At 64.9% G+C, this 12,141-nt stretch carries 11 protein-coding genes; 5 read left to right on the top strand and 6 right to left on the bottom strand.

Annotated elements, in window-relative coordinates; all coding sequences use genetic code 11:
- Positions 1–193: 193 nt before the first annotated feature.
- Positions 194–487, top strand: coding sequence for a putative quinol monooxygenase (locus L6D75_RS05590; RefSeq protein WP_176517264.1), 294 nt, complete (start codon positions 194–196; stop codon positions 485–487).
- Between the two features lie 56 nt (positions 488–543).
- Complete coding sequence (locus L6D75_RS05585; protein WP_176517265.1) at positions 544–777, top strand: hypothetical protein; 234 nt, start codon at positions 544–546, stop codon at positions 775–777.
- On the opposite strand, the gene L6D75_RS05580 is transcribed toward L6D75_RS05585, so the two are convergent.
- The gene (locus L6D75_RS05580) at positions 778–1,383 is read right to left on the bottom strand and encodes a flavin reductase family protein (protein ID WP_176517266.1); all 606 of its coding nucleotides are present in this window, start codon (positions 1,381–1,383) and stop codon (positions 778–780) included. It abuts the gene before it with no gap.
- A gap of 116 nt (positions 1,384–1,499) precedes the next feature.
- Positions 1,500–1,826 carry a hypothetical protein gene (locus L6D75_RS05575; RefSeq protein ID WP_176517267.1) on the bottom strand — a complete coding sequence of 109 codons (327 nt, stop codon included), beginning with the start codon at positions 1,824–1,826 and terminating at the stop codon, positions 1,500–1,502.
- Between the two features lie 342 nt (positions 1,827–2,168).
- Here L6D75_RS05575 and L6D75_RS05570 point away from each other — a divergent pair, with 342 nt between their 5' ends.
- Positions 2,169–2,921 (top strand): COG4705 family protein, encoded by a 753-nt coding sequence (locus tag L6D75_RS05570; RefSeq protein WP_176517268.1) that lies wholly within the window; start codon positions 2,169–2,171, stop codon positions 2,919–2,921.
- Positions 2,922–3,078: 157 nt separating this feature from the next.
- Here L6D75_RS05570 and L6D75_RS05565 read toward each other — a convergent pair whose 3' ends face one another.
- From L6D75_RS05565 to bglX, 4 genes are all read right to left on the bottom strand, one after another.
- Positions 3,079–4,398: an MFS transporter gene (locus L6D75_RS05565; RefSeq protein ID WP_176517269.1), complete on the bottom strand. Its 1,320-nt coding sequence runs from the start codon at positions 4,396–4,398 to the stop codon at positions 3,079–3,081.
- A gap of 232 nt (positions 4,399–4,630) precedes the next feature.
- Positions 4,631–5,965 carry a sigma-54-dependent transcriptional regulator gene (locus tag L6D75_RS05560; RefSeq protein WP_176517270.1) on the bottom strand — a complete coding sequence of 445 codons (1,335 nt, stop codon included), beginning with the start codon at positions 5,963–5,965 and terminating at the stop codon, positions 4,631–4,633.
- On the bottom strand, positions 5,959–7,686 hold the full coding sequence (locus L6D75_RS05555) for a sensor histidine kinase (protein ID WP_373876239.1): 1,728 nt from the start codon (positions 7,684–7,686) through the stop codon (positions 5,959–5,961). Before L6D75_RS05555 ends, L6D75_RS05560 begins: the two co-directional genes overlap by 7 nt.
- A gap of 5 nt (positions 7,687–7,691) precedes the next feature.
- Positions 7,692–9,983, bottom strand: coding sequence for a beta-glucosidase BglX (bglX, locus tag L6D75_RS05550; protein WP_176510990.1), 2,292 nt, complete (start codon positions 9,981–9,983; stop codon positions 7,692–7,694).
- Positions 9,984–10,170: 187 nt separating this feature from the next.
- On the opposite strand from bglX, the gene L6D75_RS05545 reads away from it, so the two are divergent.
- Entirely contained in the window at positions 10,171–10,788 is a 618-nt protein-coding gene (locus L6D75_RS05545; RefSeq protein ID WP_176510991.1) for a TPM domain-containing protein, read from the top strand.
- A 73-nt stretch (positions 10,789–10,861) separates the two neighbouring features.
- Entirely contained in the window at positions 10,862–12,082 is a 1,221-nt protein-coding gene (locus tag L6D75_RS05540) for a class I SAM-dependent methyltransferase (protein WP_176510992.1), read from the top strand.
- Positions 12,083–12,141 lie beyond the last annotated feature (59 nt).

Below are 12,141 nucleotides of genomic sequence, written 5' to 3'. Positions count from 1 at the left end.
CCTCTGCTGACCGACGCAGCATAGGTTTGGGCAATGGCCGGCGCTAGTCGAAAGCTGCACGTCGATTGCCTGATCCTGCCGCGCGGCAGAATCAGGCAATCGACGTGCAGTAATGGCCTAACGCGCCGCGCGGGCCAGCCCCTAACCTTGGCAGCCTGGTTTTTCCGTCCGTGTGCTTCAAGGAGATCGTGCAATGGCCCTACGACAACCGGTCACTCACTTGGCTTTCATCCGCGCCAGCAACGGCCGTTCGGCAGAGCTCGGCGCGCGCCTGCGCGACTTGCTCGAGCCCTCGTTGCGCACCCCGGGCTGCCTGAGCTTCAGCGTGCAGCGCTCGCAGGCCGACGCCGACCTGTGGCTGCTCAGCGGCAGCTGGTGCGACCAGCAGGCGATGAGCGGCTACTTCGCCTCGCCAACCCTGGAGGTGTTCGGCGAGCTGGTGCAGGCCCAGGTGGTCAGCAGCCTCGACCTGCATACCTTCGATTGAATGCCCCGCTGCACGGGGTAGAATGCCGCCCCTCGATCAACGACGCGGATAGCGACATGGCACGTAGAGAATTCCCGCATTTCGAAGCGGTTTCGGCGATGGTCCCGGTGCAAGGCGGTGGCTACAACGCCGCCATCGCGGTCAAGGCCCTGAACATGGGCGGTGCGCCGCGCTTTCACAAGGTGCTCGATGGCCAGGTGTTCAGCAGCGCCATGGCGGCCGATGAGGCCGCCTGCGCTGAGCTGCAACGCCTCAATGGCGTGGGCGAAGAAGGCGAGCTGATCTGGTGATCACACCTGCGGCCTGCGCATCTTGAACAGGTTGCCCAGTTCGAAGTAGTCCGCCGGGCCACCGCCGCGCAAGATCGGCTCGGCGGCCGCGGTGTCGTAGATGCCGTCCTTGAGCAGGTGCTCGGCGATGTGCACGGCCACCACCTCGCCAAGGATCAGCCAGCTCGGCACCAACTCCTGGTCGGCCCGCTTGAGCTGGACGATCTGGCTCACCTTGCATTCGAAGGCCACCGGGGTTTCGCCCACGCGGGGCACCTTGACCAGGCTCGACGGGGTTGCGGTCAAGCCGCTCAGGTCGAACTCGTTCACCTCTGCCGGTACGGCTGCGCAGCTCTGGTTCATGGCTTCGGCCAGGGGGCGGGTGGCCAGGTTCCAGACGAACTCGCCGGTCTGCTCGATGTTGTTCAGGCTGTCTTTGCGCCCGACGCTGCAGAAACCGATGATCGGTGGGATGTAGTTGAAGGCGTTGAAGAAGCTGTAGGGCGCAAGGTTCAGGCGGCCTTCGCGGTCCTGGGAGGAGATCCAGCCGATCGGGCGCGGGCCGACAATGGCGTTGAACGGATCGTGGGGCAGGCCGTGGCCTTTGGCGGGTTCGTAGTAGTACATCTGTCGGGCTTGTGGCCCTACCTCCAGAGGGGACGAGGCGCCTAGTGTGCCAAGCTTGTGCCCGCCTGGAAATGATCAAGCCCGGCCGAGGCCGGGCTGGTTGCTCGCATCAGGGATCAGCTGATGCGGTGGGCGTTGGTGCGGTCGAAGCCAGCTTCGGCAAAGCGCTGGGCGCCGGTGCGGTCGAAGCCGTCTTCGGCGAAGCGCTGGGCGCCGGTGCGATCGAAGCCGTCTTCGGCGAAACGTTGAGCGCCGGTGCGATCGAAGCCGTCTTCGGCGAAACGTTGTGCGCCAGTGCGATCAAAACCATCTTCAGCGTAAGTGGCCGCTTGGCTCTGGGCCGCTGCGAAGCTGTGGGCGTTGGTGCGGTCGAAGCCATCTTCGGCGAAGGCGCCAGTGGCGAAAACCGAGAAGGCCAGGGTAAGGATCAGTTTGTTTTTCATGGTCGTTGCTCCGTTGGGTTCGAGAGGTTGCTTGTTTCTATGGGTTTAATGCTACGCCGATTAAATCGATTAAAAAGCGCAAAAATTGGCGTTAAATGATCGATTAAATCGATTATTAAGGATGCCGCTATCGTGATTTCGCAGCAGGTGTGGCCTGTTGCGTATCCACGGAGTAATTCGCTTTTGTCAGCACAGGCAGGATGCCGTGGTGGCATTAATCAGGGGTTAAGGCGCCTAAATGAATTGGCAACGAAGGGATCAACGCTTTTTTCATAAACCGCCAACCGATTTTTCAGGTACCGCTCATCACCATCGCCGCACCTTTTCCCGGAGCGGCAAACAATGAACAAACTTCCGCAAATCACCCTGGCCTTCTGGGTCATGAAGATCTGCGCAACCACCCTGGGCGAGACGGCCGGCGACCTGCTGTCGATGACCCTGAACGTTGGCTATGCCGTCAGCTCGATGCTGTTGATCAGCGTGTTCCTGCTGACCTTGCTCGGCCAACTCTACTCGCGCCGCTACCACCCGATGCTCTACTGGCTGGTGATCCTCTCCACCAGCACCGCCGGCACCACCATGTCCGACTTCATGGACCGCACCCTGGGCCTGGGTTATGCAGCGGGTTCGGCGATCCTCATCGGCATCCTCTTGCTGACCTTCCTGGTCTGGCGCCTGAGCGGCAACCCGCTGGACGTCACCCGCATCAAGACGCGCACGGGTGAGCTGTTCTACTGGGTGGCGATCCTGTTCTCCAACACCCTGGGTACGGCGCTGGGCGACTACCTGGCCGATGATTCGGGCCTGGGCTTTGCCGGCGGTGCCCTGCTGATCGGCAGCGCCATCGCCCTGGTGGTGCTGGCCCGCTACTGGACGCGCATCCCCGGCGTGGTGCTGTTCTGGGTCGCCTTCGTACTGACCCGCCCGTTTGGCGCCACCCTGGGCGACTTCCTGACCAAGCCGCACGAGAAAGGCGGGCTGGACTTCGGCACCATCGGTTCTTCCGCCGTATTGGGCGGCGTGCTGCTGGTGCTGGTGCTGATGGCGACCTGGTACCAGCGCCGTGAGCCACGTCAGGCGTTGGAGATGTCCTGAGTAAACGAGCGGATGAGCCGATTAGGCCGGCTATTCGGCTCACGAAATGAGCCGAATAGCGCTTTTAATCGGCTCATTCGCATGCATCGAGGTTTTCAGGCTTCAAAAAAAAGGCGCCCCGTTCATACGGAGCGCCTTTTTTTAACCGCAATCACCGTCAGTCAGTGGTAATCCGCGAATGCTGCTTGGTGTCCTTCATGGTCGCGTACACCAGCAGCGAGCAGGCGATGCACGCCGTCACATACCAGTAGAAGCCGCTTTCCATGCCCGCGCTCTTGAACCACAGGGCCACGTACTCGGCGGTGCCGCCGAAGATCGAGACAGTCAGCGCATACGGCAGGCCGACGCCCAGGGCGCGGATCTCGGTGGGGAACAGCTCGGCCTTGACCACGGCGTTGATCGAGGTGTAGCCGCTGACGATGATCAGCGCCGCCATGATCAGGAAGAACGCGCCCCACCAGGTCTGGATGGTGTGCAGGGTGCTGAGGATCGGCACGGTGAACAGGGTGCCGAGCACGCCGAAGGCGATCAGGATCGGGCGCCGGCCGATCTTGTCCGAGAGGCCGCCGATGACCGGCTGCAGGCACATGAACAGGAACAGCGTGGCCGCCGAGATGGTGGTCGAGTCGCTGATGCTCATGCCCACGGTGTTGACCAGGTACTTCTGCATGTAGGTGGTGTAGGTGTAGAAGGCCAGGGTACCGCCCATGGTCAGGCCGACCACGGTCATCAGTTCCTTGGGGTGGCGCATCAGGGTGCGCATCAGGCTTTCCTTGGCCTTTTCCTTCTTGGTGAAGGAGGCGGTTTCTTCCATGCCGCGGCGCAGGTACAGGGCAACCACCGCGCACAGCGCGCCGATCACGAAGGGTACGCGCCAGCCCCAGGCATACAGCTGCTCGGTGGTCAGGGTCTGCTGCAGCACGATCAGCACCGCCAGGGCGATGAGCTGGCCGGAGATCAGCGTCACGTACTGGAAGCTGGAGAAGAAGCCGCGGCGGTCCTTGCTGGCCATTTCGCTGAGGTAGGTGGCCGAGGTGCCGTATTCGCCACCCACCGACAGGCCTTGCATCAGGCGGGCGATGACCAGCAGCACCGGGGCAGCCACGCCGATGGTTTCATAACCGGGGGTCAGGGCGATGACCAGCGAGCCTGCGCACATCAGCAATACCGAGGCCATCAGTGCGGCCTTGCGCCCCTTGCGGTCGGCATACAGGCCCATCAGCCAGCCACCGATCGGGCGCATGAGGAAGCCCACGGCGAAGATCGCGGCGGTGTTGAGCAGTTGCGCGGTGGAGTCGCCGGCGGGGAAGAAAGCCTTGGCGAAGTACAGCGAGAATGCGGCGTAGACGTACCAGTCGTACCATTCGACCATGTTGCCGATGGAGCCACTGAAGATCGACTTGAGGCGGCTGGCGGTGGTTTTTTCTGCGGCGGGCGCGATGGCCGCCCCGGCGGGCAGGGAGGTGGCGTTATCCATCAGGGATACCTTCTCGTTGTTTTTGTGGAGCGCGCCTGGGCGCAGCTTGAGAAGGGTTTTGCACGAGCTGTGCCAATTGGGTGCACAGCGATCCATTCGAGGGCATCAGCCCACGTGTGGCGCGTACTGCGTAGGCGCGGGCCTGGCCGCGATGGGCTGCAAAGCAGCCCCGAAAAACCCGAGGATAAGCGGTTTCCCGCTCATCGAATGCACCCAATAGGCGGATTTCCGCTTATTCGCGCGAGACGAAATCCTCGCGCACCAGCCCATGGCGCTGCATCTTCTCGTTCAATGTCCGCCGTGGCAGCTGCAGCGCTTCCATCACGCCCTTGATCTCACCCTTGTGCGCACGCAGCGCCGCGCGCAGGCATTGCGCCTCGAAGGCTTCGATCTGTTCGGCCAGTGACTGGCTGGCAGGCGCGCCTTCCAGGCTCGGCGAACCCAGGCCCAGGGCATGCCGCTCCGCCGCATTGGCCAGCTCGCGCACATTGCCCGGCCAGTCGTGCGACAGCAGCTGGGCCAGTTGCGCCCCGGCCAGCGGCGGTGCGCTGCGGCCGAGCTTTTCGGCTGCCGCCCGGGCGAAATGCTCGAACAACAACGGGATGTCCTCGCGCCGTTCGCGCAGCGGCGCCAGGCGCAGTTCGGCGACGTTCAGGCGATAGGCCAGGTCTTCGCGAAAACGCCCGGCGCGCGCCTCCTCGAGCAGGTCGGGCTTGGTGGCGGCGATGATCCGCAAATCGACGCTGATGCTCTGGTTGGCCCCCAGCCGCTCCAGTTTCTGTTCCTGGATCACGCGCAGCAATTTGGCTTGCTGGGCCAAGGGCATGCTTTCGATCTCGTCGAGAAACACCGTGCCGCCATTGGCGTATTCCAGCTTGCCGATGCGCTTGCCTTGCGCCCCGGTGAAGGCGCCGCTCTCGTGGCCGAACAGCTCGGCCTCGAACAGCGACTCGGGGATCGCCGCGCAGTTGAGCGCGACGAAGGGCTTGCCGGCCCGTGGGCCGAAGTCGTGCAGGCAGCGGGCGACGCGTTCCTTGCCGCTGCCGGTCTCGCCCCGGATCAGCACATTGACCGGCAGGTTGGCCAGGTCCAGCACCTGGCGGCGCAGCTGCTGCAGGCCCTGGGACATCCCCAGCAGGGTGGCTTCCAGGCGCGACTTGAGGTCGGCCTGTTCATGCAAGCGGCGGTTCTCCAGCACCAGCTGGCGTTTCTCCAGGGCCCGGCGCAGGCTGCCCAGCAGATGCTGCGGGGTGAAGGGTTTTTCCAGGAAGTCGTAGGCCCCGTTGCGCATGGCCTCCACCGCCATCGGCACATCGCCATGGCCGGTCAGCAGGATCACCGGCAGGTCCGGGTCATCGGCCTGCAGGCGTTCGAGCAACTGCAGGCCGCCCATGCCGGGCATGCGCACATCGCTGATGATCACCCCGGGAAAATGCCGCGGCAGGTGCGCCAGGCATTCCTCGGCGCGGGCGTACAGCTGCACGCTGAAGCCGGACAGGCTCAACCACTGTTCGACGGCGCTGCGGATGCTCGCTTCATCGTCGACGACGATCACCGAATTCAACATACAGGCTCCAGGTCACGGGGCAGGGCAAGGCTCAGGCGGGCGCCGCCGGGCAGGTTCTCGGCCTGCAGCTGGCCGCCGGCATCGATGATGATGCCATAGGAAATGGCCAGGCCCAGGCCGAGGCCTTCGCCCACCGGCTTGGTGGTGAAGAACGGGTCGAAGACCTTGGCCAGGTCGGCGTCGGCGATGCCGCCGCCTGAATCGAGCACGCTCAGGCGCCACTGCGTGCCGTCGGGCTCGATGCGGATCTCCAGGCGCTTGTAGCGCTTGTCGGCCATGGCATCGAGGGCGTTGCGCAGCAGGTTGATCAGCACCTGCTCCAGGCGGATGGCATCGCCGCGCACCCAGGCCGGGCGCGCCAGGTACAGGGCCACTTCGACGCCGTCGCCACGGATGCGGGTGTCGAGCAACTGCAGGGCCTGATCGACCACGGTGGCCAGGTCCAGCCGCTCGCGCAGGCCGCCTGGGCTGTTGCGGGCGAAGGTCTTCAGGTGGCCGGTCAGCGCGGCCATGCGCGTGAGCATCTGCTCCAGCGGCTCCAGGGCCTTGCGCGCTTCTTCGTAGCGGCCATGGTCGAGCAGCAGACGCAGGGTTTCCAGTTGCATGCGCTGGGTGGTCAGGGGCTGGTTGATCTCGTGGGCCATGGCCGCGGACATCTGCCCCAGGGCCGCCAGCTTGGCCGACTGCACCAGGCCCTCCTGGGCGGTGCGCAGCTCGCGGGTACGTTCCTCGACCTGGCGCTTGAGTTCATCGCGGCTGCGCTGGCGCAGGCGGGCCAGGCGCCAGCGCTGGCTGACGAACAGCGCGGCGAAGACCAGGCTCAACCACACGGCGGCAGCGCCGAGGGCGGCGTTGCGGCCATCGGCTGCCACTTGCGGCTTGCGCAGCAGGTGCAAGGTCCAGCCTTCGCCCTCCAGCGGCAGGCTTTCCCACAGGTACTCGGCAGGCCCGTCGGGGCCTTGCACGCGGGTGAGCTGGCTGTTGCTGGCAAAGTGCGTCAGCACCTGATGCTGCAGGGGTACCAGTGGCTGCTTGTCGTACTGCCGGGTTTCGGCAAGTTCCGCGCGGTCGGCGCCGCTGAGCGGTTGCAGCTCGCGGTAGCGCCAGCCGTCCTGGTTGGCGATGAAGGTGATGCCGCGTGCGTCGCTGACCAAAAGGATATCGCTGCCCTGGCGCCATTCGCGTTCCAGCTCGGGGAATTCGAGTTTGACCACCATGGCACCGAGAAAGCGCCCGTGTTCGTCATTGACCGCGCTGGCAAGAAAGTAGCCCGGCACGCCACTGGTCACGCCGACCGCATAGAAGCGGCCGCTGCCCTGGCTGCGGGTCTGTTTGAAATAGGGGCGAAAGCCGTAGTTGGAACCCACGTAGGTGGTCGGCAGGCGCCAGTTGCTGGCCGCTACCGCAAGGCCGGTGCGGTCGAGCAGCTCCAGGGTGGAGGAGTTGGCGGCGCCGTTGATGCGTTCGAGCTTGCGGTTGAGGGCGTCCTGCACCGCTTCGCCGACCGGGCCGCGCAAGGCTTCGATGAGCTCCGGGTCCAGCGCCAGCACCGCAGGCAATGCGCGGTAGCGTTCGATCAGGGTGTGCAGCGAATTGGCGTACAACCCCAACTGCTGGCTGGCGCGGCGGGCGTCGTCTTCCATGGCCTGGCGCTTGGCCTGGTGCATGGCCCAGCCGGCGCTCAGTGCGGTGCCGGCGATGGGGGCCGGCACTGCCTGCAAATCGCTTACAGCAGTTCGAAACTCTGTTGCTGCACGGCCTCGGAATCCAACCCGACCTGGACGTTGAACTCGCCAGGCTCGGCCACATGCTGCAGGCGGCCATTGTAGAACTTCAGGTCGTCTTCGCTGATGCCGAAGGTCAAGGTCCGCGATTCACCGGCCTTGAGCATCAGTTTCTGGAAGTTCTTCAGCTCCTTGACCGGGCGGCTCATGGACGCCGACACATCCTGCAGGTACAGCTGCACCACGGTTTCGCCATCCACCTTGCCGGTGTTCTTCACCGTCACCTTGGCCTCCAGCTTGCCGCCCTGCTTGAGGGTGCTGCTCGACAGGCTCAGCCCGGACAGCTCGAAGCTGCTGTAGCTCAGGCCGTAACCGAACGGGTACAGCGGGCCGTTGGGCTCTTCGAAGTACTGCGAGGTGTAGTTGCCCGGCTTGCCTGGGGTGAACGGGCGGCCGATGCGGGTGTGGTTGTAGTACATCGGGATCTGCCCGACCGAGCGCGGGAAGGTGATGGCCAGCTTGCCCGACGGGTTGTAGTCGCCGAACAGCACGTCGGCGATGGCGTTGCCGCCTTCGGTGCCGGAGAACCAGGTTTCGAGGATGGCGTCGGCCTGCTCGCGCTCCCAGGCGATCGACAGCGGGCGGCCGTTCATCAGCACCAGCACCAGCGGCTTGCCAGTGGCTTTCAAGGCCTTGATCAGTTCGCGCTGGCTGGCTGGAATTTCCAGGGTGGTGCGGCTGGACGATTCGTGGGACATGCCGCGCGACTCACCGACCACGGCCACCACGACGTCAGACTGCTGGGCAGCCTTGACCGCTTCGTCGATCAGCACGGCGGCCGGGCGAGGGTCGTCGACGATTTCCGGGGCGTCGAAGTTGAGGAAGTTCAGGTAGTCGAGGATCGCCTTGTCGCCGGTGACGTTGGAGCCTTTGGCGTACACCAGCTTCGCCTTGCCCTCGACGGCGCGGCGCAGGCCTTCGCGCACGGTCACCGAGTGCATCGGTTTGCCGTCGGCGGCCCAGCTGCCCATCATGTCGATCGGTGCATCGGCCAGCGGGCCGACCAGGGCGATGGTGCCGGCCTTCTTCAGCGGCAGGGTCTGCTGCTTGTTTTCCAGCAGCACCAGGCTGCGGCGCGCCACGTCGCGCGCGGCGTCGCGGTGCAGGCGGTCGTCGCCGTAGTAATCCTTGAGGTCGGTTTCGGCCTTGCCGATGCGCACGTAAGGGTCCTTGAACAGGCCCATGTCGTACTTGGCCCCCAGCACTTCGCGCACGGCCTGGTCCAGCTCGCGCTGGGTCACTTCGCCGGACTTCAGCAGCCCTGGCAGCTCTTCGCCGTACAGGGTGTCGTTCATGCTCATGTCGATGCCGGCCTTGATCGCCAGCTTGGCCGCTTCACGGCCATCGCGGGCGACGCCGTGGCGGATCAGCTCCTGAATGGCGCCGTGGTCGCTGATGGTCACGCCCTTGAAGCCCCATTCCTTGCGCAGCAGGTCGTTCATCAGCCAGGTGTTGGAGGTGGCCGGCACGCCGTTGATCGAGTTCAGCGCCACCATCACGCCGCCGGCACCGGCGTCGAGCGCGGCGCGGTAGGGCGGCAGGTAGTCGTTGTACATCTTCGGCAGGCTCATATCGACGGTGTTGTAGTCGCGCCCGCCCTCGACCGCGCCATACAGGGCGAAGTGCTTGACGATGGCCATGATGCTGTCGGCATTGGCCGGGCTGCTGCCCTGGAACGAGCGGACCATCACCTGGCCGATCTTCGAGGTCAGGTAGGTGTCTTCACCGAAGCCTTCGCTGGTGCGGCCCCAGCGCGGGTCGCGGGCGATGTCGACCATGGGCGCGAAGGTCATGTCCAGGGCGTCGGCGGACGCCTCGATGGCCGAGGTACGGCCGACCTTGGCGATGGCGTCCATGTCCCAGCTGGCGGCCAGGCCCAGGCCGATCGGGAAGATGGTGCGTTCGCCGTGGATGGTGTCGTAGGCGAAGAACATCGGAATTTTCAGGCGGCTGCGCATGGCAGCGTCCTGCATCGGCCGGTTTTCCGGAGCGGTGCGCGAGTTGAAGGTGCCGCCGATGCGCCCGGCGGCGATTTCTTCGCGGATCTTGTCGCGTGGCATTTCCGGGCCGATGCTGATCAGGCGCAACTGGCCGATCTTCTCGGCTTCGGTCATCTGGCTGATCAGGTGTTCGATGAATGCCTGCTTGTCCTGCAGGGGCGGGGCGGTAGGGGCGGCGAGGGCCGCCTGACTGGCAAGGCCCATGGCCAGGCCCAGCAAAGACAGTTTCATCATGAATTCCGTTGTCGAGGCCTGTGCCGTATCCACGGTGATACGCGCGCGGCCGAAGTTTTCAGGCGGCTATTGTTGTACGATTCGCGGGTATTAGTTCCAGCGGCGGATTATGCCTGAATATCTTGCCCGCGGAGGAACACCCGAATGCCGGGAAAACAACAATAAGAATGCAGATGAGACCGAAGGCATGACCCCTCTGAATGAATACGAGCGGCGCCAGGTCGCCGAGGCCATCGCCCGCGTTGAGCGGCGCACCGACGCGCAACTGGTGACCGTGCTGGCGCGGCGCGCCGATGACTACGCCTACCTGCCCTTGTTCTGGGCCGCCGTGCTGGCGCTGGCCGTGCCTGGGCTGCTGCAGTGGCTGCTCGGTTGGCCGGGTGTGCGCGGGCTGCTGGTGGCCAACGTGCTGTTGTTCATCGGCCTGTGCCTGCTGCTGCGCAGCCCGCGCCTGGCCGCCTGGCTGATCCCTGGCGCGTTGCGCAGGTGGCGTGCTTCGAGCCTGGCGCGCCAGCAGTTTCGCGAACAGAACCTGCAGGGCACGGCGGCTGCCACGGGGGTGCTGATTTTCGTCGCCGAGGCAGAGCGGCATGTGGAGATCCTGGTCGACCGGGGCATCGACCGCCACCTCGATGCCCAGGCCCGGGCCTTGATGGTTGCGCGTTTCGCCGAACAGGTGCGTCAAGGGCGGACCTTGCAGGGCTTTGTCGAGTGCATCGAGGCGTGCGGCGAGCTATTGTGCGAGCACGTGCCGCGCACCCATGCGCGCAATGAACTGCCCAACCGCCTGGTGATTCTCGACTGAAGCAAGAGGTTGCAGGGTGTAGAATGCGCGGCATCGCGCAACGCGCCCCTGTTATCCGAGGCACCCGTTCTCCATGTCCGCCAGTCCTTCCGCTTCCCCCGCGCCGGATGCGCGCGCCCAGTTCCTCGACCTGCTCAGTGCCGCTGTGCACGGCGATACGCTGGTCAAGCTGGTGCTGGCGCGCCATGTCGGCGCCGACCAGAGCTTGCAGCGCATCATCGGCAAACCCTTGCAGGTGAAAGGGCAGGCCAACCTTTCGCTGGTCTACCGCCACCAGACCCGCGACATCACCCGCAACCTGCCGGTGGACCAGGCCTTGGCGCTGGTCGCCGAGCTGCTGCCGGAGAGCTTTCGCAATGCCCACCTGTTCGACGCCGATGGCGAAGTGCAGCTGACCTTCAGCAAGAAGGGCAAGCCGATGCTTCAGCGCCATGGCGCGCAGGCACCCCGCGAGGTTGGCGCCAATGCCGGCCATGATCGGGAGAAGAAACGCTACCTGGAGCTGTCGCGGCCGTTTCTGCGCGACCTGGGCGTGACCGATGCACAGGGCGCGCTGATCCCGTCGATGTCGCGCAAGTGGAAGCAGATCAACAAGTTCATCGAAGTCTTCGACCACGCCCTGGCCAATGCCCCGGTGCCGGCGCAGCAGGCGCTGCGGGTGGCCGACTTCGGCTCGGGCAAGGGCTACCTGACCTTCGCCATGCATGACTACCTGCGCAACACCCTGGGCCGCGATGCACAGGTGACCGGTGTGGAACTGCGCCAGGACATGGTCGACCTGTGCAACGCCGCCGCCGCGCGCCTGCAGCACCCGGGCCTGGAATTCCAGTGCGGCGACGTGCGCAGCGTGGTCCCCGAGGCCATCGAGGTGATGATCGCCCTGCATGCCTGCGACATCGCCACCGACTACGCCATCCACACCGGTATCCGCTGCAACGCGGCGATCATCATGTGCTCGCCGTGCTGCCACAAGCAGATCCGCCCGCAACTGCACAGCCCGGGGCTGCTGCAGCCGATGCTGCAATACGGCCTGCACCTGGGGCAGCAGGCCGAGATGCTGACCGACAGCTTGCGTGCCCTGTACCTGGAAGCCTGCGGCTACGAGACCAAGGTGTTCGAGTTCATCTCGCTGGAGCACACCAACAAGAACAAGATGATTCTTGCGGTGAAGCGCAAGCAGCCGGTGGCGCCGGGGGCGCTGCTGGAGAAGATCGCGCAGCTCAAGGCGTTCTACGGGGTGCAGGAGCATTGCCTGGAGACGTTGTTGCGGGGGGATGGGTTGATTCCTGCTTGAGTGTGGCCGGGCTGTTGAAATCGAGCCCAGGGTGGATGGCGCTCGATTTCAACAACGCT

Source organism: Pseudomonas faucium (assembly GCF_021602585.1).
GTDB lineage: Bacteria > Pseudomonadota > Gammaproteobacteria > Pseudomonadales > Pseudomonadaceae > Aquipseudomonas > Aquipseudomonas faucium.
This window is presented reverse-complemented; position numbering and strand designations above follow the sequence as displayed.

Excerpts from the sequence above, each read along its gene's own strand:
- L6D75_RS05560 (WP_176517270.1), bottom strand. The coding sequence starts at position 5,965 with ATGTTGAATTCGGTGATCGTCGTCGACGATGAAGCGAGCATCCGCAGC.
- L6D75_RS05585 (WP_176517265.1), top strand. The coding sequence starts at position 544 with ATGGCACGTAGAGAATTCCCGCATTTCGAAGCGGTTTCGGCGATGGTC.
- bglX (WP_176510990.1), bottom strand. The coding sequence starts at position 9,983 with ATGATGAAACTGTCTTTGCTGGGCCTGGCCATGGGCCTTGCCAGTCAG.
- L6D75_RS05565 (WP_176517269.1), bottom strand. The coding sequence starts at position 4,398 with ATGGATAACGCCACCTCCCTGCCCGCCGGGGCGGCCATCGCGCCCGCC.
- L6D75_RS05575 (WP_176517267.1), bottom strand. The coding sequence starts at position 1,826 with ATGAAAAACAAACTGATCCTTACCCTGGCCTTCTCGGTTTTCGCCACT.
- L6D75_RS05580 (WP_176517266.1), bottom strand. The coding sequence starts at position 1,383 with ATGTACTACTACGAACCCGCCAAAGGCCACGGCCTGCCCCACGATCCG.
- L6D75_RS05545 (WP_176510991.1), top strand. The coding sequence starts at position 10,171 with ATGACCCCTCTGAATGAATACGAGCGGCGCCAGGTCGCCGAGGCCATC.
- L6D75_RS05540 (WP_176510992.1), top strand. The coding sequence starts at position 10,862 with ATGTCCGCCAGTCCTTCCGCTTCCCCCGCGCCGGATGCGCGCGCCCAG.
- L6D75_RS05570 (WP_176517268.1), top strand. The coding sequence starts at position 2,169 with ATGAACAAACTTCCGCAAATCACCCTGGCCTTCTGGGTCATGAAGATC.
- L6D75_RS05590 (WP_176517264.1), top strand. The coding sequence starts at position 194 with ATGGCCCTACGACAACCGGTCACTCACTTGGCTTTCATCCGCGCCAGC.